Origin of the sequence: Micromonospora sp. NPDC047793, from assembly GCF_040642635.1 — a bacterium.
In the GTDB taxonomy this organism is placed as follows: domain Bacteria; phylum Actinomycetota; class Actinomycetes; order Mycobacteriales; family Micromonosporaceae; genus Micromonospora.
Map to the genome: position 1 here is coordinate 397,287 of NZ_JBEYSG010000001.1, position 21,575 is coordinate 418,861.

At 72.3% G+C, this 21,575-nt stretch carries 19 protein-coding genes; 11 read left to right on the plus strand and 8 right to left on the minus strand.

Annotated features, from left to right (window positions below; genetic code table 11):
• The first annotated feature begins 131 nt into the window (after positions 1-131).
• The 7 genes from ABZ738_RS01815 (at position 132) to ABZ738_RS01845 (ending at position 9,063) form a co-directional block, all read left to right on the plus strand.
• Positions 132-1,337 (plus strand): fused response regulator/phosphatase, encoded by a 1,206-nt coding sequence (locus ABZ738_RS01815; protein ID WP_131055480.1) that lies wholly within the window; start codon positions 132-134, stop codon positions 1,335-1,337.
• Complete coding sequence (locus ABZ738_RS01820; RefSeq protein WP_131055474.1) at positions 1,334-3,220, plus strand: ATP-binding protein; 1,887 nt, start codon at positions 1,334-1,336, stop codon at positions 3,218-3,220. Before ABZ738_RS01815 ends, ABZ738_RS01820 begins: the two co-directional genes overlap by 4 nt.
• Positions 3,217-3,669, plus strand: a complete 453-nt coding sequence (locus tag ABZ738_RS01825; protein WP_131055476.1) for a response regulator — start codon at positions 3,217-3,219, stop codon at positions 3,667-3,669. Before ABZ738_RS01820 ends, ABZ738_RS01825 begins: the two co-directional genes overlap by 4 nt.
• The gene (locus ABZ738_RS01830; protein WP_357210333.1) at positions 3,662-4,471 is read left to right on the plus strand and encodes an inositol monophosphatase family protein; all 810 of its coding nucleotides are present in this window, start codon (positions 3,662-3,664) and stop codon (positions 4,469-4,471) included. The genes ABZ738_RS01825 and ABZ738_RS01830 overlap by 8 nt, the downstream gene beginning before the upstream one ends.
• 259 nt (positions 4,472-4,730) lie before the next feature.
• Positions 4,731-5,735, plus strand: a complete 1,005-nt coding sequence (locus ABZ738_RS01835) for a hypothetical protein (RefSeq protein ID WP_131054303.1) — start codon at positions 4,731-4,733, stop codon at positions 5,733-5,735.
• 36 nt (positions 5,736-5,771) lie between these two features.
• Positions 5,772-7,325, plus strand: a complete 1,554-nt coding sequence (locus ABZ738_RS01840; RefSeq protein ID WP_131054302.1) for a fused MFS/spermidine synthase — start codon at positions 5,772-5,774, stop codon at positions 7,323-7,325.
• Positions 7,326-7,395: 70 nt separating this feature from the next.
• Positions 7,396-9,063 (plus strand): serine/threonine-protein kinase, encoded by a 1,668-nt coding sequence (locus ABZ738_RS01845; RefSeq protein ID WP_131054301.1) that lies wholly within the window; start codon positions 7,396-7,398, stop codon positions 9,061-9,063.
• Between the two features lie 8 nt (positions 9,064-9,071).
• Here the strand turns inward: ABZ738_RS01845 and ABZ738_RS01850 are convergent, their stop codons facing one another.
• Together ABZ738_RS01850 and ABZ738_RS01855 are read right to left on the minus strand one after the other, a co-directional pair.
• On the minus strand, positions 9,072-9,743 hold the full coding sequence (locus tag ABZ738_RS01850; protein WP_131054300.1) for a TrkA family potassium uptake protein: 672 nt from the start codon (positions 9,741-9,743) through the stop codon (positions 9,072-9,074).
• The gene (locus tag ABZ738_RS01855; protein ID WP_131054299.1) at positions 9,733-11,067 is read right to left on the minus strand and encodes a potassium transporter TrkG; all 1,335 of its coding nucleotides are present in this window, start codon (positions 11,065-11,067) and stop codon (positions 9,733-9,735) included. The genes ABZ738_RS01850 and ABZ738_RS01855 overlap by 11 nt, the downstream gene beginning before the upstream one ends.
• Positions 11,068-11,287: 220 nt before the next feature.
• On the opposite strand from ABZ738_RS01855, the gene ABZ738_RS01860 reads away from it, so the two are divergent.
• Entirely contained in the window at positions 11,288-11,470 is a 183-nt protein-coding gene (locus tag ABZ738_RS01860; protein WP_131054298.1) for a hypothetical protein, read from the plus strand.
• 72 nt (positions 11,471-11,542) lie between these two features.
• Here ABZ738_RS01860 and ABZ738_RS01865 read toward each other — a convergent pair whose 3' ends face one another.
• The gene (locus ABZ738_RS01865) at positions 11,543-12,331 is read right to left on the minus strand and encodes a hypothetical protein (RefSeq protein WP_131054297.1); all 789 of its coding nucleotides are present in this window, start codon (positions 12,329-12,331) and stop codon (positions 11,543-11,545) included.
• Positions 12,332-12,711: 380 nt separating this feature from the next.
• On the opposite strand from ABZ738_RS01865, the gene ABZ738_RS01870 reads away from it, so the two are divergent.
• Together ABZ738_RS01870 and ABZ738_RS01875 are read left to right on the plus strand one after the other, a co-directional pair.
• Complete coding sequence (locus ABZ738_RS01870) at positions 12,712-14,871, plus strand: DEAD/DEAH box helicase (protein WP_357210339.1); 2,160 nt, start codon at positions 12,712-12,714, stop codon at positions 14,869-14,871.
• A 132-nt stretch (positions 14,872-15,003) separates the two neighbouring features.
• Entirely contained in the window at positions 15,004-16,005 is a 1,002-nt protein-coding gene (locus ABZ738_RS01875) for a hypothetical protein (RefSeq protein WP_357210341.1), read from the plus strand.
• 1 nt (position 16,006) lies between these two features.
• Here ABZ738_RS01875 and ABZ738_RS01880 read toward each other — a convergent pair whose 3' ends face one another.
• From ABZ738_RS01880 to ABZ738_RS01890, 3 genes are all read right to left on the minus strand, one after another.
• Positions 16,007-16,423, minus strand: coding sequence for a helix-turn-helix domain-containing protein (locus tag ABZ738_RS01880; protein ID WP_176095270.1), 417 nt, complete (start codon positions 16,421-16,423; stop codon positions 16,007-16,009).
• Between the two features lie 118 nt (positions 16,424-16,541).
• Positions 16,542-17,696 carry an SAM-dependent methyltransferase gene (locus tag ABZ738_RS01885; RefSeq protein ID WP_131057478.1) on the minus strand — a complete coding sequence of 385 codons (1,155 nt, stop codon included), beginning with the start codon at positions 17,694-17,696 and terminating at the stop codon, positions 16,542-16,544.
• A gap of 168 nt (positions 17,697-17,864) precedes the next feature.
• Positions 17,865-19,610, minus strand: coding sequence for a DEAD/DEAH box helicase (locus tag ABZ738_RS01890; RefSeq protein ID WP_357210343.1), 1,746 nt, complete (start codon positions 19,608-19,610; stop codon positions 17,865-17,867).
• Between the two features lie 356 nt (positions 19,611-19,966).
• Here ABZ738_RS01890 and ABZ738_RS01895 point away from each other — a divergent pair, with 356 nt between their 5' ends.
• Positions 19,967-20,620: a ferritin-like fold-containing protein gene (locus tag ABZ738_RS01895; protein ID WP_131056705.1), complete on the plus strand. Its 654-nt coding sequence runs from the start codon at positions 19,967-19,969 to the stop codon at positions 20,618-20,620.
• Positions 20,621-20,623: 3 nt separating this feature from the next.
• On the opposite strand, the gene ABZ738_RS01900 is transcribed toward ABZ738_RS01895, so the two are convergent.
• Positions 20,624-20,854 carry a DUF3107 domain-containing protein gene (locus tag ABZ738_RS01900; RefSeq protein ID WP_131056703.1) on the minus strand — a complete coding sequence of 77 codons (231 nt, stop codon included), beginning with the start codon at positions 20,852-20,854 and terminating at the stop codon, positions 20,624-20,626.
• Between the two features lie 63 nt (positions 20,855-20,917).
• On the minus strand, positions 20,918-21,556 hold the full coding sequence (locus ABZ738_RS01905; RefSeq protein WP_131056701.1) for a TetR/AcrR family transcriptional regulator: 639 nt from the start codon (positions 21,554-21,556) through the stop codon (positions 20,918-20,920).
• Positions 21,557-21,575: the final 19 nt, after the last annotated feature.

A 21,575-nucleotide genomic window follows, 5' to 3' on the forward strand; every position in this document is an offset into this window, starting at 1 on the left:
TTGTGTGCGAACGTTGTCTAATACAGGATCAGCAGGGCACTCGGAAGGAGCCCGACATCGCCAACGACCTCCCGCCCGTGGCGGCGGTGACCCGGCCGCACCGGGGGACCGGTGTGACCGGTCCCTCCGTCGTGTCGTGGCCGTATCCGCAGGGCGGTCTCGGCGGCAATCCCAACCTGCCGCCCGGTGAGCGACTCCGGGTGCTGCTGGTCGAGGACGACGAGGCAGACGCGTTCCTCGTGGGCGAGCTGCTCGCCGAGACCAACTCGGGAATCGACCTGCTGGTCGCGACGAGCCTGCGCGAGGCCCGCAAACGCGTCGCCGGGGTCGACTGCGTCCTGCTCGACCTCGGGCTGCCCGATGCGCAGGGGCTGGACGGGCTGCGGCAGGTGCTGGAGATGTCCGGCAGCGCGGCGGTGTGCGTACTCACCGGGCGCTCGGACGAGCACCTGGGCATCGTGGCGGTCGCCGAGGGGGCACAGGACTACCTGGTCAAGGGCCAGGTCGACGGGGTGCTGCTGACCCGGGCGCTGCGGTACGCGGTGGAACGCAAGCGGGCCGACGAGAACGCCCGCCGGCTGCGCGAGGTCGAGCTGCGCCAGGCCGAGTCGGCGCGTCTGGAGCGCGGCCTGCTGCCCCAGCCGCTGATGTCGACCGACGAGATCGCGGTGCACACGTTCTACCGCCCCGGTCGGCACGCCGCCCTGATCGGCGGGGACTTCTACGACGTGGTGCAGACCCGCCCGGACCGGGTCGACCTGATCGTCGGGGACGTCTGCGGGCACGGGGTGGACGAGGCGGCGCTCGGCGTCGAACTCCGGGTGGCCTGGCGGGCGCTGGTCCTCGCCGGGGTGCCCGACGACGAGGTGCTGCCCGCGTTGGAGCAGGTGCTGATGAGCGAGCGCCGGCTCCAGGAGATCTTCGCCACGGTCGCGGCGGTCCGCCTCGACCTGGCGGCCAACCGGGCGACCGTCCGGCTGGCGGGTCATCCCCCGCCGGTGATGCTCACCGGTGGGCGGGTGGTGCCCGTACCCGCACCGGGTGGTCTGTTGCTCGGTGTACGGCCGCGCCGGCCGACTGCCTTCGACCTGGAGTTCGACACCGATGAGTGGTCCCTGTTGATGTACACCGACGGCCTGATCGAGGGCCGGGTGGGCGATGGTGACGAACGCCTCGACGTGCCCGGCCTCACCCGCCTGCTCGCCGAGCCGGACAGCCGCAAGCTCCCGCTCTCCGAGATGCCGGCCTGGCTGGTCGGTCGGGCCGAGCAGCTCAACGGTGGCCCGTTCGCGGACGACGTGGCGATGCTGCTGGTCTCCCGGGGCGGCGGCCGATGAACCTGGTGGCGAGTGCGTGGACGCTGCGTCGCCGGGTGCTGGTGATGCTCGGCGTGGTCGGCGCGATCCTGCTCAGCGTCGCGGGCGCGGAGGCGGTCGTGGCCACCAAGAACCGCGAGTACACCGACGTGCTGCTGATGCAGGTCGGACCGCTGCGGGTGCAGGGCCAGGAGATGCTCAACGCGCTTCTCGACCAGGAGACCGGGGTCCGCGGTTACGCGGTCACCGGTGATCCGGAGGACCTGGGCCCGTACGAGCAGGGACTGGCGCGGGAGCAGGCGACAGCCCGGGAGATCCGGGAGCTGTCCGGCAAGTACCCGGCCATCGTGGACGACCTCGTGGTGGTCGAGCAGCAGGCACAGGAGTGGCGGCGCACCGTCGCCCAGCCGGTGATCGACACCACGAACAGCAGCGGCACGGCGGCGGGGCAGGCCCTGTTGACCGACGAGAGCCGTCAGCGGTTCGACGAGTTGCGCGCTTCGGTCGCCGCGTTGCAGGACGAGATCTTCACCGCCCGGGAGGCGACCGCCCGCGACGTCGAGCGGACCGGCAACCTGCTCGTCGTGCTGCTCATCGTCGCCGCGTTGGTGGTCGCGCTGGCCGGCATCGCGCTGCTGCTCTCGTTGGACCGGATGGTGCTGCGTCCGCTGACCACGCTGGCCGGGCAGGTCCGTCAGGTGGCCACCGGCGACTACTCGCACCGGATCACCGGTGCCGGGCCCCCGGAGTTCCAGCGTCTCGGCGAGGACGTGGACGCGATGCGCCAGAAGATCGCCGCGGACCTGGCCGAGGTACGCGAGGCGCGGGAACGGATCGAGTGGGTCAACACCCAGTTGCAGAAGCAGGCGGAGGAGCTGACCCGGTCCAACCGTGACCTGGAGCAGTTCGCCTACGTCGCCTCGCACGACCTGCAGGAGCCGCTGCGCAAGGTGGCCAGCTTCTGCCAGCTGCTCCAGCGCCGGTACGCCGGCCGCCTCGACGAGCGGGCCGACCAGTACATCGCCTTCGCCGTGGACGGCGCGCAGCGGATGCAGCGGCTGATCAACGACCTGCTGGCGTTCTCCCGGATCGGCCGGATCACCGCCGGGTTCACCGAGGTGGACCTGAACCGCCTGATGGGCGAGGTGTCGGCGCAGACCGAGCCGGCCCGCCAGTACGCCGACGCGGAGCTGACCTGGGGCGACCTGCCGGTGATCCGGGGCGAGGAGCCGCTGCTCACCAATCTGCTGGTGAACCTGGTCAGCAACTCGGTGAAGTTCCGCCGGCCGGACGTCACCCCGAAGGTGCACGTCTCGGCCCGGCTGGTCGACGACGAGTGGGAGATCACCTGCCAGGACAACGGCATCGGGATCGAGCCGGAGTTCGCCGAGAAGATCTTCGTGATTTTTCAGCGGCTGCATGCCAAGGATGCGTACCCGGGCACCGGCATCGGGCTGGCGATCGTCAAGAAGATCGTGGAGTACCACGGCGGCCGGGTCTGGGTGGACACCGACGTGCCGGAGGGCACCGCGATCCGCTTCACCCTGCCGGCGCTCCCCGCCGACATCGAGCGCGCCAGGCAGACCGCCGGTGCGGACGGATCGACCGCCGAGGCGGCGTCGGACGCGGATGGCGCCGGGCCGGACGCGGCGGAGCGGCCCGGTGACGGGCCGTCGACGGCCGGGGCCACCGGCGTCGACGCGGGGTCGTCGCGCGGTGACGGAGCCGGATCGGGTGCGGAAACCCCAGGTGACGGCGGTACGGTCGGCGAAGAGGTGGGTGCGGGGCGGCCCTCGTCCGGCGTCGCGCAGCGCACCGGCGGGTCGCCCGACGACGGCGGACCGCAGGCCCCGGACGGGGCGGCGGGCAACGGAACTGGTGGCATGAAGGAGGCGGTGAGATGACCGCGCCGGCTGACGGCAACAGCCCGATCGAGGTGCTGCTGGTCGAGGACGACCCGGGCGACGTGCTGATGACCCGGGAGGCCTTCGAGGAGCACAAGCTGCGCAACCGGCTGAGCGTGGTCTCCGACGGCGCCGAGGCGCTGGCCTACCTGCGCCGCGAGGGCGAGTACGCGGACGCGCCGATGCCCGACCTGATCCTGCTCGACCTGAACCTGCCGCGCCGGGACGGCCGGGAGGTGCTGGAGGAGATCAAGAAGGACGAGCAGCTCCGCCGCATCCCGGTCGTGGTGCTCACCACCTCGCAGGCCGACGAGGACATACTGCGCAGCTACCAGTTGCACGCCAACGCGTACGTCGCCAAGCCGGTGGACTTCGAGCGGTTCATCGCGGTGGTCCGACAGATCGACGAGTTCTTCGTCAGCGTGGTGAAGCTGCCGCCGCGTGGCTGACACCCTGGTCGACGACGTCGCCGGGTTGCTGCGGGAGACCGCCGACCGGGTGGTGCTGCCGCTTTTCCGGCACCTCGACGACGCCGACGTGACCGAGAAGGCCCCCGGTGAACTGGTCACCGTCGCCGACCGCCGGTCCGAGGACATGATCAGTGCCGGGCTGCGTCGGCTACGCCCCAATTCGGTGGTGGTCGGTGAGGAGGCGGTGGCCGACGATCCGGGCCTGCTGCGGCACCTGGGTTCCTCGGGCGAGGTGTGGTTGGTGGACCCGATCGACGGCACCGCCAACTTCGCGGCCGGCAAGTCCCCGTTCGCGTTGATGGTCTCCCTGCTCACCGAGGGGCGTCCGACGGCCGCGTGGATCCTCGATCCGGTCGCCGGGACGCTGGCCACCGCGCAGGACGGCGGGGGCGCGTACGTCGACGGTGCGCCGTTGCGCCTGCCCGCCGACGCGCCACCCGTCGGTGAGCTGCGGGGGGCCGCGATGACCAAGTTCCTGCCGGGGCCGTCGCAGCGGACGGTCGTGGCCGGCAGTTCCCGGATCGGCGAGTTGCTGCCCGGCCAGCACTGCGCCGGCCGCGAGTATCTCGACGTGCTCACCGGGCGGCAGCAGTTCGTGCTGTTCTGGCGCACCCTGCCCTGGGACCACGGCCCCGGCACGCTGCTGGTCCGGGCGGCCGGTGGGGTGGCCCGTCGTCTCGACGGCACCGACTACCACCCGGCCGACACCGAGCCGGGTCTGCTGGTGGCCGCCAGCGACAAGGTGTGGACCGAGGTGCACAACACGCTCCTGGCACCCTGACCGCTGGCATCGGGAGATCCACGACCGCTCGCACGCCGTGACCGACGTGAATGCGAGTGCGCTGGGTGAGGGCGTGGTGTCGGTGTGTCGACGGTGCGGCCGGTGCGGGTTCGGGGGCGTGGTTCTGCGGGTCCGGTCCGGTATCCTGACCGGCGGTCTTCGCCAGCAGGCCGCCGACCGGCGTCGGCGGCGGCCGACGCCGCGCAGCGCCCCATCGGGGGCCGGCGGCCGACGGAAGGATGCTTTCGTGCGCAGGTCCATGCCCATCGGGCGGCGGGCTCTCCGGCCGCTGATCGCCCTGCTCGCCGCGGTGGCGCTGCTGTTCGGCCTCGGGGCCGTCCCGGCGTACGCCGAGCCCAACGAGGGGGGCAGCAAGAAGCTGCGGGACGCCCTGGAGTCGACCGCCAAGGCGCACATCGAGGCCAAGCGGAAGCTTCAGGGCTCGGAGAAGCGGCAGAAGGAGATGGCCGCGCAGTTGGCCGACGTGGAGGGCCGGCTCGGCGAGCTGACCGATCTGGTCGGTGAGGTGGCCGCGCAGTCCTACCGGGTCGGCCGGCTGAGCGCGGCGGCCGCGTTGTTGGACAGCGGCACCCCGGAGGCCTTCGTGCAGCGGGCCGCCAGCCTGGACATGATGGCCCAGCGGGACGGTCGCCGGGTGCGCGAGCTGACCGCGGCCCGCGAGGAGGCCCGGCAGGCGAAGCTCGCGATCAACGCCGAGGTGCGCGAGCAGCGCAAGCAGCTCGCCGTCATGGCGAAGAAGAAGAAGGAGGCCGAGACGGCCCTGGCCGCCGTCAGCTCGGGCGGCAGTGGCGGTTTCAGCGGCGGCAACTCCAGCTCGGCCAGCCCGGCACCGCGCAACTCCGACGGCTCCTGGCCCGGTGAGTCGTGCTCGGTGAACGACCCGACGACCTCCGGCTGCATCACCGCGCGCACGCTGCACATGCTCAACCAGACCAAGGCGGCCGGTTACAAGCGGCACGTCTCCTGTTACCGCAGCGGCGGCTCGGGTGAGCACCCGAAGGGCCGGGCCTGCGACTTCTCGGCCGCCACGAACGGGTTCGAGGACCGCACGGCCACCGGCGGCGACAAGTCGTACGGGGACAGCCTGGCCGCCTGGCACGTCCGCAACGCCGACCGGCTCGGTGTGCTCTACGTGATCTGGTACCGACAGATCTGGCACCCGGGGACCGGCTGGCGGGCGTACGGCGGCAGTGGCAGTCCGGCCGCGGATCACACGAACCATGTTCACACTTCGATGTACTGACCCGGCGCCCCTTTCCCGCTGCGTACCATCGCCACGATGAACTCTCCATCGCCTGAGGTGGCGGTGCCCGCCGTGCCCTCCGAACCGGAGGCACCCCGGGCACTGCCCAACGGGCTCGCCGCGTTCCTGGTCTTCTACTCCAGCGGAGCCGTCCTGGTCCTGGAGACCGCCGCGTTGCGCCTCGTCGGGCCGTACGTGGGGGTCACTCTCCAGGTGACCAGCTCGGTCATCGGCATCGCGTTGGCCGCGATCGCGTACGGGGCGTGGGCGGGCGGCTGGCTGGCCGACCGGCGCAATCCGCGTACGCTGCTGGCGCCCGCGCTGGTGCTCTCCGGCATCGCCACCGCGATCACCCTGCCGGCGGTGCGGTACGCCGGTGAGGTGCTGCGTGGCGGCGCGGAGAGCGCGATCCTGCTGCTCGTGGTGGTCGCCGTCTTCGCGCCCGCGATGCTGCTCTCCTCGGTCAGCCCGCTGGTGATCAAGCTTCAGCTCGCCGACCTGCGCCGGACCGGTCAGGTGGTCGGCCGGCTCTCCGGCATCGGCACCCTGGGTGCGGTGACGGCCACCCTGGTCACCGGCTTCGTGCTGGTCGCTGCGCTGCCGAGCACGGTCATCCTGTTCGGGCTGGCCGCCTCGCTAGGCATCACCGGGATCGCGCTCGGGGTGTACCTGCACCGGCAGGACCGGGCCGGCCTGCCGGGTCCGGCCCGGACCAGGGCCGCGCTGGCGGTGCTGGGGCTGGTCGGGGTGGGACTGACCGTGGTGGCGCCGGACCCGTGCGACGTGGAGACGGCGTACCACTGCGCCCGGGTGGAGGCGGATCCCGGCCGGTCCACCGGGCGGACGCTGCTGCTGAACTCGGCCCAACACTCGTACGTCGACCTGGCCGACCCGACCCACCTGGAGTACGCGTACACCCGGTGGATCGGGGCGGTGGCGGACGTGATGGCGCCGGAGGGCCAGCGGCTCGACGCGTTGCACCTGGGCGGCGGCGGGTTCACCGTGCCGCGTTACCTGACCGCCACCCGGCCCGGCACCGACAACCTGGTCTTCGAGATCGACGGCGGGCTGGTCGAGTTGGGTGAGCGCCACCTCGGCGTACGGCAGGGACCGGACCTGCGGGCCGAGGTGGGCGACGCCCGGATGCTGGTGGTCGCGGAGGGCACCGACACGCGGGACTTCGTGGTCGGCGACGCGTTCGGCCACCTGGTGGTGCCGTGGCACCTGGCGACCCGGGAGATGGCGGCTGAGGTGCGGCGGGTCGTCCGGCCCGGCGGGGTGTACGTGCAGAACGTGATCGACTACCCGCCGCTGCGCTTCATCCGCAGCGAGGTCGCCACCGTCTCCGCCGAGTTCCGGCACGTCGCGCTGATCGCCCCGCCGGAGGCGCTGGCGGGGGAGCGGGGCGCCAACTTCCTGATCGTCGCCTCGGACACGCCGCTGCCGCTGGCCGCCGTGCGGGCCCGGCTGGACGACCGCAACGAGGCGGTCAGCCTGCTCTCCGGCGGCGACCTGACTGATTTCGTCGGTGACGCACTGGTGTTGACCGATGACTACGCGCCGGTGGACCAATTGCTCGCGACCGCCTGATCGGGTGAGATCCTGACCGAATCCGACCAGAAAGGTGTAGGCGGGTTCGTGTCGGGCAACAACGCCGACCATGGGTGGTGGCCAACGCAGGGGCACGCAACTGGTCGGTGAGCGGTACCGACTGATCGAGCAGGTCGGCACCGGCGGGATGTCGGTGGTCTGGCGCGGCTACGACGAGGTGCTCGGCCGCCAGGTGGCGGTCAAGGTCCTCGCGTCCCGGCTGGCCAGCGACCGGGCGTTCCGGCACCGGATCCGGATCGAGGCACAGGCCGCCGCCCGGCTCTGCCACCCCAACATCACCAACGTGTACGACTACGGGGAGTCCGAGCAGGTCGGGCTGACCGTGCCGTACGTGGTGATGGAACTCATCGACGGCGCTCCGCTGACCGCACGACTGCGCCGCGACGCCCGGCTGCCGTGGCGGGAGGCGGTGACGGTGGCGGCGGAGGTGGCCTCCGCACTGGCCACCGCGCACGCCCGGGGTGTGGTGCACCGGGACGTCACGCCCGGCAACGTGATGCTGACCCCGACCGGCGTCAAGGTCGTCGACTTCGGCATCTCGGCGCTGGTCGGGGAGAGCGAGAAGGGGCCGGACGGCACACTGCTCGGCACCCCCGCCTACCTCGCCCCGGAACGGCTCGACAACGGCCAGGTCAGCCCGGCCACCGACGTGTACGCGGTCGGCCTGCTGCTCTACCGGATGCTCACCGGGCGGCTGCCCTGGGAGGCGAACACCACCACGCAGATGCTGCGGGCGCACCTGTACCGCGAACCCGAGCCGATGCCGGACGTGCCGGGGCTGCCCGACGGCGTCGCCGCGCTGGTGCACCGCTGCCTGGCGAAGTGCCCGGGGGACCGGCCGCGTACCGCCGAACTGGCCCGGTGCCTCGCCGAGGCGGTCGGCAAGGTGACCGCGCGGGCCGAGGACGAAAGGGTCCCCGCGCCGATGATGCTGGCCAGCGTCGGCACCACGATTCTGCCCTGGTCCGCCGCGACCGACGCGCTGCCCTTCGCCGGCCAGCGGACCCGCCGTGCCACGACCCGCCGCCGCCGGATCGAGGCGGCGGTGGCCGCCACCGCGTTGATCGGCGTCACGGCGATGGTCTGGACGATGACCTCGCGCAGCCCGGCCAGTGGCGGCATCGATCAGCTCACCCAGGCCCGGATGGGCGTCGAGGAGACGGTCCCCTGCCAGGTCAGCTACGCGTTGCGGACGGACTCGGGCACCGAGTTCACCGCCGAGCTGAGCCTGACCAACTCCGGCGAGCGGGAACTGCGCGACTGGACGATGAGTTTCACCTTCCCCGGGAAGCAGAAGGTGACCAAGGCGAGCCCGGCGCAGGCCCGCCAGCAGGGCCGATCGGTCGCCGTGCAACCGGCGTCGGGGAAGCCGACGTTGGCGCCGGGAGCCACCGAGAAGATGAGCCTGACCGGCCGGTACACCGGACCGAACCCGCTGCCGGTGGAGTTCCGGGTCGGCGACGCGCGGTGCGGGGTGCAGGTCTCCGGGGTCGCCGGGAGCGCCCCGGCAGCCGGTAAGCCGGTGAAGGCCACCACCACGACGTCGAAGGCCGGTTCGGGCGGCTCCGGCGGCACCAGGGCCAAGGGCGGGGCGGAGAAGAAGCCGGCCGGCACGAAGACCAAGCCCGGCAAGGAGAAGCCCGGTAAGGAGAAGGCGGGCAAGGACAAGCAACCCGGCAAGGACAAGCCGAAGAAGGGCAAGCCCGGCAAGGGGTGACACCGACCTCAGGTGACCAGGGAGAACCGCTGTACGTGCTCGATGGTCCCCTCGACGATGAGCGTGCTGTCCCGGACCAGTTCCAGCCCGTCGGAGACGTAGCGGAAGCGGCTCTCCCCGGGCGGCTTGATACCGATCACGCGTACGCCGTAGCGGTCCAGCAGCCGTACCTCGCTGATCGCCTGTCCCACCAGCGACTCCGGTACGCGGAGCTTGGCGATGGCGAACGCGTCGTCGAACTCCACGAAGTCGAGCATCCGGCTGACGATCAGGTGGGCCAGCCGCTCGCCGGTCTCCGCCTCGGGGAAGATCACGTGCTGCGCGCCGACCGAGGAGAGGATCTTCGCGTGCTGTGCGGAGGTGGCCCGCGCCCAGATCTGCGGTACGCCGAGCTCGACCAGAGCCAGCACGGTCAACACACTGGCCTGCACCGAGGCGCCGATGGCCACCACCACGCGTTGCAGGTCGGCGACGCCGAGCTGGCGCAGCGCGTCCTCGTCGGTGGAGTCGGCCTGGGCCACCTCGTCGAGCTGGGCCGACCACTTCTGCACCTGCTGGGCGTTGCGGTCGATGGCCAGCACGTCGTGCCCGAGGGCGCTGAGCGACTCGGCCAGGTGACAGCCGAAACGGCCCAGCCCGATCACGGCGATGGTCTCGTCGTCGGATCTTCTAGCCGACAATGGGTTGCTCCTCCGGGTAGCGGTAGAGACGGCGACGGGTGTTCAGGGCGATCGCCGAGCCGAGGGTGAGCGGACCCACCCGGCCGATGTACATCAGGACGGTCAGCAGGAACACGCCCCCGTCCTCCAACGACGACGTCAGCCCGACCGTGAGCCCGGTGGTGCTGAACGCCGAGGTGATCTCGAACAGCGTGCTGGTGAGCGGTAACCCGTCGGTGAGCAGGATCAACACGCTGGTGCCGGCGGCCACCATCGCGACGCTGAGCAGGGTGACGGTCAACGCCTGCCGCTGGCTCGACGTGGCGATGCGCCGGTGCCCGACCGTGACGTCCGGCTCGCCCCGGATCTCCGCCCACATGATGAAGGCGAGCAGGAAGAATGTGGACACCTTGATGCCACCGGCGGTGCTGGCGCTGCCGCCGCCGATGAACATCAACGCGATCAGCAGCGGGTAGCTCTCCTCCCGCAACCGGTCGATCGGCATCACCTCGAAGCCGCCGGTGCGGGAGAACGTGATCTGGGTGAACGCGGCGTTCACCTTGCCCGGAACGTCGTACTGGCCGATGGTCCACGGGTTGGACCACTCGCTGGCCAGCAGGATCACGAACCCGACGGCCACCAGCACGACGCTGCCCCAGATGGTCAGCTTGGTGGCCACCGCCCAGCGCACCGGCCGCCGCCACTCCCGGACCGCCTCGAACAGCGCCGGGAACCCCAGCCCGCCGACGATCGAACCGAGAGCCAGCGGCAGGGTCACCCAGGGGTCCCGGGCGAAGGCCAGCAGCCCGTCGGAGTAGAGCGAGAAGCCGGAGTTGTTGAACGCCTGGATCGAGTGGAAGGACGCCGACCAGAGCGCTCGCCGCAGGGGATACTCGTAGCCGAGCCAGAGCCGGGCGGTGAGCACGACCGTCATCACCACCTCGCAGACCAGCACCGTGGTCCCGATGCGCATCAGCAACCGGCGTACGTCACCCAGTCCGTACTCCAGGGTCTCGGCCTGGACCAGCATCCGGTTGTGCAGACCGAGCCGCCGGGACACGGTCAGGACCACCAGCGCGGCGAGCGTCAGGATGCCGAGTCCGCCGACCTGGGTCAGCACCGTGATCACCACCAGTCCGGTCTCGGACCAGTAGTTCGGCGTGTCGGTGATGGCCAGCCCGGTGACCGAGACCGCCGAGGTGGCGGTGAACAGCGCGACCGGAAACGGCGGGTGCTGGTGCTGGATGGTCATCGGCTCCAGCATCAGCAGGCCGGCGCCGAGCAGGATCGTCACGAGGAAGCCGACCGGTACCAGCCGCACGGGGTGACGAAGGAACCGGCGCACCAGACAATCTTCCGATTCCGCCCGGTTCGGGGTGCGGGAATCGAGATCCCGAGCCTCCACCGACCGTCAGGCGCCCCAGCCACCGGCCACCGGCCACCGTGCGGCAGTGGCCGCTGTCCTCACGCCTCGCCCCTCGCCCCTAGCGCCGATCATGGAGTTGTGGCGAGGGAATCGCGGATGTATATCCCTTTCGTCACGACCACAACTCCATGATCGCGGGGTGATGGAGGGGCTGCGGGGCGGGTTGGGCTTCTTCCCGAACGTCGAGGCGGTGGGTACGACGGTCTCCGAGGAGGAAACCCAGTTCATCCGCCACTGGGTGTTCTGTGATCAGCCGCTCGACGGTGGCCGGTGTCTGCGGCTGGCCGACCACGACGGGCCGTGTCACCTGTCCCGCACCTGACGTCGCCTGGCCGGGGACAGGCGGGAGGGTACGGCGGCAGGGGCGGCCCGTCGCCGTGCCGCCCCTGACCGATCAGCCGTTGAGCAGGTCGTATGCCGCCGTGGGCGCCTTCTCTGCCTCGTCCTCGGTGAACGCGACGATCGCGGGGGCGCTGCCGAAGTCGAAGTACTCGACCACGTACTCCGACGCCTTCTGCTCCCCGTCGGCCGGGATCGCCAGGGTGAGCGAGGTGAGGTTGCCGTCCGCCCCCACCACGGCGGTGAGCGGGATCTGCGTGATGGCGTCGCTGAGCTTGGCCACGCCCTCCAGGGCGTCCGCCAGGTCCGGCTGGGCGGAGAGGTCGACCGTGCCGGTGTACGTCCCGCCCTCACCGGCCTGGACGTCGCTGGCCGCCTGGATGATCACCTCGGCGTTGCCGGGGTCGGTGCCCTCGTAGGTGGGCAGGGAGTCCGGCCCGTCGACCTTCGACGGGTCCAGTTCCATCCACGTGGTGGGCAGCTTCATCAGCTTCTGGATGTTCTTGTCGCCCTTGAAGTTGACCTTCATCCAGGTGCGTGACTCGATCATCCGGAAGGACATCTCCAGGGTGAAGTCCTTGTCCTTGGTGACCGTGTCGATGTCCATGCCCCGGTTCGCCGGGTCGACCACTCCGGACACGTCGCCGGAGGTGGTGAAACGGAACGCCGGGTCCTGCTCGCCGGGTACCGCGTCCAGCAGTTCCTGCTTGGGGTCCGGCGGTGGCGGGGCCGCCTCCGGGGCGTCCTTGTCGTCGCAGCCGGCCACCAGGGTCGCGGCCAGCAGGGCGATCGTCGCGACCGCGAAGCGCCGGGTCGTGGCGGTGGTACCGGTTCGCTGAGTCATCTCGTCTCTCTTCCGCGGATCGAACGGAATCGTATGCCAGACGCCCCGCTGCCGCGTCCCGCCACCACGTCGCACGGCCACACCCACCCCCACATCACCGCCGGCCCGCCGCGCCTCTCGTCAGCCGTCGGTCATGTCACCGTGCGCCCTTTGCTCTGCTTCACCCCACGCACCGAACACGCCCGGATTCTGTTGCGCCAGTTGAAGCAGAGCAAAGGACGCCGGGGACAACACCGGACCGACCGCAGCAGGGCGCCCGGCCGCCCGCCTGGCAGCCGAGCCCGCCGAGCGCGCCGCCCGCCTGGCAGCCGAGCCCGCCGAGCCCGCTGAGCGCACGCCGTGACGGGCCGGTCGTCCGACGGTGCTGGTAGAAAGGCCGGATGAGCCAGGAACGGACGACGATCCGGCAGCGGGCCGAGGCGGTGCTGCGGCGGCTGGCGGGCGAGGACGCCCGGCTCCGGGAGGACCAGGGGCGGGCGATCGAGGCGTTGGTGGTCGACCGACGGCGGGTGCTCTGCGTGCAGCGCACCGGTTGGGGCAAGTCGGCGGTCTACTTCGTGGCCACCGCGCTGCTGCGGCAGGAGGTGGACGGCCGGGAGCCGGCCGGGCCCACCGTGATCGTGTCGCCGCTGCTGGCGTTGATGCGTAACCAGGTCGAGTCGGCGGCCCGGGCCGGTATCCGGGCGCGCACCATCAACTCGGCCAACCTCGACGAGTGGGACGAGATCACCGGCGAGATCCACGCCGGTGCGGTGGACGTGCTGCTGATCAGCCCGGAGCGGCTCAACAATCCGGACTTCCGGGACGGCGTACTGCCGAGGTTGGCCGCCACCACCGGCCTGTTGGTGGTCGACGAGGCGCACTGTGTGTCGGACTGGGGGCACGACTTCCGGCCGGACTACCGGAGGTTGCGGACCTTCCTCGGCAACCTGCCGGAGCAGACGCCGGTGCTGGCCACCACCGCCACCGCCAACGAGCGGGTGACGCGGGACGTGGCCGAGCAGCTCGGCACCGAGGCGGTCACGTCGGGGCGGCAGCGACCGGACGTCCTCGTGCTGCGCGGCAGCCTGGACCGGGAGTCGCTGCGGCTGGGCGTACTCGACCTGCCGAGCCCGGCGCACCGGCTCGGCTGGCTCGCCGACCACCTGGACCGGCTGCCCGGCTCCGGCATCATCTATACGTTGACCGTGGCGTCGGCGACCGAGACCGCCGAGTTCCTGCGGTCGCGGGGCTGGACGGTGGCCGCGTACACCGGGCAGGCCGAGGACGCCGACCGCCGCGCCGCCGAGCAGGACCTGCTCGACAACAAGATCAAGGCGTTGGTCGCCACCAGCGCGCTCGGCATGGGCTTCGACAAGCCGGACCTCGGCTTCGTGGTGCACCTGGGCGCGCCCCCGTCGCCGATCGCCTACTACCAGCAGGTCGGCCGTGCCGGCCGCGCGGTCGAGCATGCCGAGGTGCTGCTGCTGCCCGGTGTCGAGGACCAGGCCATCTGGCGGTACTTCGCGTCGCTCGCCTTCCCGCCCGAGGACCAGGTCCGCGCCGTGCTGGCCGCGCTGCACACCGACCGGCCGCTCTCCACCCAGGCCCTGGAGCCCCTGGTCGACCTGCGCCGGGCCCGGCTGGAACTGATGCTCAAGGTGCTCGACGTGGACGGCGCCGTCCGCCGGGTGCGCGGTGGGTGGCTCGCCACCGGCGAAACCTGGGTCTACGACGAGCCCCGGTTGCGGCGCGTCGCCGCCGCCCGCGCCGACGAGCAACAGGCCATGCTCGGGTACGCCGCGACGACCGACTGCCGGATGCGCTACCTGCGGGACTGTCTGGACGACGCGGAGGCGGCCGACTGTGGGCGCTGTGACCGGTGCGCCGCGCCGCTGTTCACGGCGGAGGTGTCACCGGCCGCGCTGACCACCGCGCAGACGTTCCTGGGTCGCCCCGGCGTGCCGCTCGCGCCCAAGAAGCTCTGGCCGACCGGGTTGGAGGCGGTCGGCGTACCGCTGAAGGGCCGCATCGCCCCGACGGAGCAGGCCCTTTCCGGACGGGCCGTGGGCCGGCTCTCCGACCTCGGCTGGGGTGGCCGGCTGCGCGGCCTGGTCGGGCCGGGCACGCCGGACGGCCCGCTGCCGGACGACCTGGCTGCCGCCGTCATCGAGGTGCTCAAGGCGTGGGCGCACGGCGACGACCCGTGGCCCCGCCGCCCGGCGGGCGTGGTCGCGGTCGACTCACGGACCCATCCGGTGCTGGTCGGGTCGCTGGCCGAGCGGATCGCCGCCGTCGGGCGGCTGCCGCTGCTGGGCCGGGTCGTCTCGGCCGGTCCGCCGGCCGGTCCGCGTGGCAACAGCGCCCAGCGGGTACGCACCCTGCACGGCGCCCTCACCGTGCCCGAGCCGCTCGCCGACGCCCTCACCGGGCTGGACGGCCCGGTCCTGCTCGTCGACGACCTGGTCGACTCGGGCTGGACGATGACGATGGCGGCGCGGGAACTGCGCCGCGCCGGTGCCCCCGACGTCCTGCCGCTGGCCCTCGCCGTCGCCGGCTGACGCTCGGCACACGGCCGGCGGACACCCTCACCCACGTGCCGCGCCAGACCGGGACCGGTCCGCGGGTGCGACCGGAGCCACGACCGGGCGTACCCGCCGGGGCGCCGCAGCATCCGGCGGTACGGTGGGCGCATGGCTGACCAGGAACCCGACGCGCCCGCGTTCGGGTCGGTGCGGGTCGCCGAGCGGCCGGCGGCGGGCGGCGACCCGGACGCGGTCCCCGCGACGCCGGACCGGGCCACGCTGCGGCTGGCCCTGGTGGTCGGCGGGTTGGTGCTGGCAGTGCTGCTCGGCTTCGGGCTCGGCCGGATCAACGGCGGTGGTCCGGCAGCGGCACTCGGCGGCGCGGGGGACAGCGCGCTGGCCGACCACAGTCACGCACCCGGCGTCGGCGCGCACTCGCACGGCGCCGACCAGGAGGCCGCCGCTGAAGCCGGTGGGCTGGCGATCAGCCGGGACGGCTACACGCTCGCCCCGCTGTCGGCCGAGTTCACCGCCGGCCGCGAAGGTGAGCTGCGGTTCCGGGTCGAGGACGGGCAGCGCCGCGCGGTCACCCGGTTCGCGGTCGTGCACGACAAGCCGATGCACGTCATCGTGGTGCGTCGCGACCTGAGCGGCTATCAGCACCTGCACCCGACCATGGCGGCGGACGGCACCTGGTCGGTGCCGCTCACCCTGGCGCAGCCCGGCCTGTGGCGGGCGTACGCCGATTTCACCGCGCTCGCCGACGACGGCCGGCAGACCGCCACCACGCTCGGCGTGGACCTGGTCGCGCCCGGCACGTACCAGCCCCGGGACCTGCCCGCCCCGGCCACCACCGACACGGTCGACGGGTGGACCGTCGGATACCAGGGCCGCCCCGAACCCGGGCTGACGGTGCCGTTGAGTTTCCGGGTCGCCGGTGCGGACGGCGCCGTCCCGGCGCTGGAGCGGTACCTCGGCGCGTACGGGCATCTCGTCGCGTTGCGCGAGGGCGACCTCGGGTACCTGCACGTGCACCCCGAGACGGAGTTGGTCGACGGTGCGATCCAGTTCTGGCTGACCGCGCCGGGGCCGGGGCGGTACCGCCTCTATCTGGACTTCGCCACCGGCGGGCAGGTCCGTACCGCCGAGTTCACGGTGACCGTCGGCTAGCTCAGCCGGCCCGGCGGATCGGTCGGCGGGCGAGGTAACGCAGCAGGTCGCGGATGTGATGCTTCTCCTCGGCCGGCACGGCCGGGTCCGCCAGCCGTTGCAGGATCACCCGGACGTCGGCCTCGACCGGGCCCTCGTCGCCGCGTCGCCAGGGCCCGGGGCCGGCGTCGGGCAGGCCGAGCGCGCGGAAGGCCGCTGCCACCGGCAGGTCCAGCGCGGCGCAGAAGCCGCGAACCTTGGCCAACTCGGGGTAGTCCTGCCAGTCACCGGCCAACCAGCGGAAGACGGTCGAGCGCCCGACGCCGGTGTGCCCGGCCAGGTCGGTGACCGTCCATCCGCGTTCCTCCCGGGCGTCGTCGATGGCGCGGCGCACGAAGCGCGCGAACGCCATCTGCGGCGAGACCTCTGCCGAACTCATCCGGTGGGTATGCCCTCCCGACCGGCACCCGACGGTGCGTTCTTCGAGACTAGTACGCGAAGTTGCGGACGCAACTGACTGATCGACCAGACGACAGTGACGGCGGAGTCGAGTCGGGTCAACGCTTCTCGGCGAGCGGCGCGAGCAGTGTCTCCAGTCGTGGTGAGACCCGCCACTGCGTCACCAGCTCGCGATACTCCGCGCGGTGGGCGTCGGTCGGTGCGGCGCCGGTGCGTCGTGCCCGGATCAGCAGGTTGCGGGGGGTGTGTGCCGAGTCGACGAACTCGACCACCTCGGCCCGGTAGCCGTGCAGCCGCAACAGACCGGCCCGCACCGCGTCGGTGAGCACGTCCGCGAAACGCTCCCGGAGGATCCCCTGCCGGGTCAGCAGCTCGTAGGGCGCGGGTGCCGGGCGGGCGCGGAGCTGCGCGGCGATGTCGTGGTGGCAGCAGGGCGCGGCCAGCACCCACCGGGCTTCCCAGCGCACCGCGCGGGCCAGCGCCTCGTCGGTGGCCGTGTCGCAGGCGTGCAGGGCGAGCACCAGGTCCGGTGCCGGTTCGACGACCGCGTCGGCGATGGTGCCGGCCACGAAGCGGACCCGGTCGGCCCAGCCCAGCCGCTGCGCCAGCGCGGTGTTGCGGTGCCGCTGGTCGTCGCGTACGTCGACACCGACCAGCTCGACGTCCCACCCGCGCCCGGACAGATAGCGGTACGCGGCGAAGCTGAGGTACGCGTTGCCGCAGCCCAGGTCCACCACCCGCAGCGGACCCGGCTCGTCGGGCAGCGTCGCCGCCAGCGCCCGCAGGAACGCGTCCACCTGCCGACGCTTGGCCGCCGAGCCGCCGATCTCGGCGAAGAGCGGGTCGCCCGGGTCGAGCAGGTACTCCTTGGCCCGGTCGTGTCCGGCCGGAGCGGCGGCCGGGCGGTCGCTGGAGCTGCGGTGCACCTGCGCCTCACCCGACTTGGTGACCCGCAGTTGGAGCGTGGCCCCGGTGGTCTCCACGTGCCAGTTGCCGAAGGGCTCGGCCAGCAGCGCCTCGACCGCCGCGTCCGCCTCCGGCCCGGCGGTCACGTTGCGGGTGTACGGCCGGTCGCCGTCGGACGTCGAGATCTGCAACCTCGGGCCGGCCTTGAGCGCGACCGGTCGCAGCTCGGCCCGGACCACGGAAGGTCGTTGGCCGCGCCGACGACCGGCGGCCACGGCCCGGGTGAGCGCGGGATCCAGCAGCATCGAGCGGACCTCGGCCAGGGCGGAGTCCAACGGTTCGGGCATCGCTCCATCTTCCCCGCCGGCCCGGGGCATGCCGACATCGGCGGGGCGGCGGTGCTGTGTGTTCGAGGCGGCGGGTGGTGACAGCATCGCGCCGACGACCGGGCTGGTCGTCGGCGCGATGCCGTTGCATGGTCTCCTGTGCCGCTCCGTCCGGTGGACGGAGCGGGATCAGTCGGTGCTGGCCTCGGCCGAGCTGCCGGCGGTGGCCCGGCGGCGCCGACGGCGGCGCGGGCGGGGCGTCTCGGCGGTGCCCTCGGTGCCGGTGGCGGCCTCGACGGGGGTACCCGTCTCGGCGGAGTTGGTCGAGTCGACACCGGCGATGACCTCGCCGGCGCGGCGGCGCCGACGGCGGCGCGGCGTGCGGGTGCCCTCACCGGCCTCGCCGGACAGCTCTGCGCCGGCCTCGGCGGACTCCGGCCCGGCGTCGCCGCCCGGCCCACGACCGCTCTCGGCGCGGCCCCGGCCCTCGCCACGACCCCGGCTCTCACCGCGTCCGCCCTCGCTGCGTCCGCCGCTGTCGCCGCGTCCGCCCTCGCCGCGTCCACGGCCCTGGCGACGTCCGGCGCCGCGCGGCTCGCCGCCACGGCGGGCGCGACCGCCGCCCAGGTCCTCCTCGACCTCGGCGGACAATCCGGCGCGGGTGCGCTCGGCGGTCGGCAGCGTGCCGGTCACCTCGGTCGAGATGTGCAGGTCGGTGTAGAGGTGCGGAGAGGTGTGGTAGGTCTCCTGCGGCTCGGGCATGTCCAGCCCGAGCGTCTTGTCGATGATCCGCCAGCGGGGCATGTCGTCCCAGTCGACGAAGGTCACCGCCACACCGGTCGCCCCGGCCCGGCCGGTACGGCCGATCCGGTGGGTGTAGGTGTCCTGGTCCTCGGGGCAGTCGTAGTTGATGACGTGGGTGACGCCGCTGACGTCGATGCCCCGGGCCGCGACGTCGGTGGCGACCAGAGTGTCGATCTTGCCGGCGCGAAAGGCCCGGAGGGCCCGCTCACGGGCGCCCTGTCCGAGGTCGCCGTGCACGGCCGCGACCGCGAAGCCACGGAAGTCGAGGTCCTCGGCCACCCGGTCGGCGGCCCGCTTGGTCCGCGTGAAGATCATCGTCAGGCCACGGCTCTCCGCCTGGAGGATCCGGGCCACGATCTCGATCTTGTTCATCGAGTGGGTGCGGTAGACCAGCTGCTCGGTCTGCGGGGACGGGCCGGTCTCGGCGGTGTGCCCGGCGTGGATCGTGATCGGGTGACGCAGGAACCGCCGGGACAGCGTCACGATCGGGTCCGGCATGGTGGCGGAGAACAGCATGGTCTGCCGCTCCTCCGGGAGCATCGCCAGGATCCGCTCGACGTCGTCGAGGAAGCCCAGGTCGAGCATCCGGTCGGCCTCGTCCAGCACCAGCGCGCGTACGCCGTGCAGGCGCAGGTGCTTCTGCTTGGCCAGGTCGAGCAGGCGGCCCGGCGTACCGACGAGGATCTCCACGCCCTTGCGCAGCGCGTCGACCTGCGGCTCGTACGCGACCCCGCCATAGATCGGGAGTACCCGGACGCCCCGGGTGCGGCCTGCGGCGGCGATGTCCTTGGCGACCTGGATGCCCAGTTCACGGGTGGGCACGACGACGAGTGCCTGCGGCACGCCGTCACTGCCCTCGCCCGGTGCGAAGACCCGCTCCAGCAGCGGTACGCCGAAGCCGAGGGTCTTGCCGGTGCCGGTCGGCGCCTGCCCGATCAGGTCGGCGCCGCGCAGGGCGATCGGCAGCGCGTACTCCTGGATGGCGAAGGCGCGGGTGATGCCGGACGCGGCCAGCGCGTCGACGGTCTCGGCGCGCGCGCCGAGCTCGGCGAAGGTCGGTGCCTCCGGTCGGACCGGGGCGGTCGGGGCCAGTTCCTGGCCGTCTGTGAGGTCTTGAATCGGCTCACTCATGTGGATTTGGGGGTGCCCTCTCGTGGGTGCGCCCCGTCATGTCCTCAGGGCGCGTTCGGTTTGGCGCGGGCCACACGGTCGGCGGCAGAGATGCCGGGCGGACCGGGCCGCACGCGCGCCGTGGGTCGGACGTCGACCGGGTTGGATCTGAATCCGGTCGGGATCGGCGCCTACGGCAACTCGTCCATGTTACCTGAACGGGTGTGAAGCCGTCCCGATTCCAGTCCGGCAAGAGTCACCGGGAGGGCTTCTATGTGACCTGTATCACATGCATGTGGTCGGTGCTGCCTGGTCAGCCCGCCCGGTGACGCCTCGCCGAGCGCTCCCCGGGCGGCCGACGGCGGTAGCCTGCGCGGGTGTCCGCCCCCGCCGCGCCCGATCACGCCGTCGCCGACCTGCTCGGCCTGGTGGCCCTCGGTGAACTGCTCGCCTTCGAACGTCTGGCGGCCGATGCCCGGTTCGCCCCGGATCTGCGCCGTCGGGCCGCGTTGAGCGAGATGGCCGCCGCCGAGATCGCCAACTACCGGCGGCTGGCCGACCGGCTGGCGGTGCTCGGCGTGCCGGTGGAGGAGGCGATGGCGGCCTACGTCGAGCCGTTGCAGGGGTACCACGACTCGACCGAGCCCCGGGACTGGGCGGAAGCGGTCACCAAGGCGTACGTCGGTGACGGGATCACCGAGGACTTCCTCCGCGAGATCGCCGAGGCGCTGCGGGAGCCGGACCGGCGCCTGGTCCTGGACGTGCTGCGTGACTCGCGGTACGCGGAGTTCGCCGCCGCCGAGATCCGGCACGCCGTCGCGGCGGACCCGAAGGTCGCCGGTCGGTTGTCCATGTGGGCCCGGCGACTGGTCGGCGAGGCGCTGTCCCAGGCGGGCCGGGTGGTCGCCGCCGACCGGGGGACGTTGACCGCCCTGATCGTCGCGGACGGGCAGGCGGACGTACCCGGATTGTTCCGGCGGCTGACCGCCGCGCACACCGCGCGGATGGCCGCCGCCGGCCTCAACAACTGATCGTCAGCGGACGGTGAAGCCCACTGCCCGAGGGGACGCCTCGGCGATCTCGACGTAAGCGACCTTGCTGACCGGCACGATGACCCGCCGGCCCTTCTCGTCGGTCAGGGAGAGCGTGCCGCCCTCGTTCCTGGCCATCGCGTCGGTCACGATCTGCTCGATCTCGGCCGGCGACTGTGCGCTCTCCAGGACCAGCTCGCGCGGTGCGTACTGCACCCCGATCTTGACCTCCACTGTGCCTCCTCCGTCGGGCGAAATGGTCGCCGTGCGAAGGCTATCCGATCACAAGGTGCGAGTTCAGGCTGACTCACCTTGCAGCGGGAAGCTCGCGATGCCCCGCCAGGACAGCGCGGCCACCAACGCCTCCGCCTCGGCCTTGGGTACCTGCCGCCCGCGGGCCAGCCAGAACTGTGCCGCGGTCTCGGCGGCGCCGACCAGGCCGGAGGCGAGCAGCTCCGCATGAGCCCGGCTGACCCCGGTGTCCGAGATGATGGTGTCGGTGATCGCCGCGATGCAGCCCTGCTCGACCCGCTCCACGCGCTCCCGCACGGCCGGGTCGTTACGCAGGTCCGACTCGAAGACCAGGCGGAACGCCTCGCTCTCGTGGTCGACGAAGTCGAAGTACGCCCGTACGGACGCGCTGACCCGCTCCTTGTTGTCGGCGGTGCTCGCCATCGCGTCGTGCACCTTGGCGACGATTGCGTCACAGTGCGTGTCGAGCAGGGCGAGATACAGCTCCATCTTGCCCGGGAAGTGCTGGTACAGCACGGGCTTGGAGACGCCGGCCCGCTCGGCGATGTCGTCCATGGCCGCGGCGTGGTAACCCTGCGCGACGAATACCTCCTGAGCAGCGGCGAGCAGCTGCTTGCGGCGTGCCGAACGGGGCAGGCGGGTCGGCCTGCCGGTGGTCTGGGCGCCGTTCCCCACAGCGGTCATGGGAACCTCCGAGTCTGTA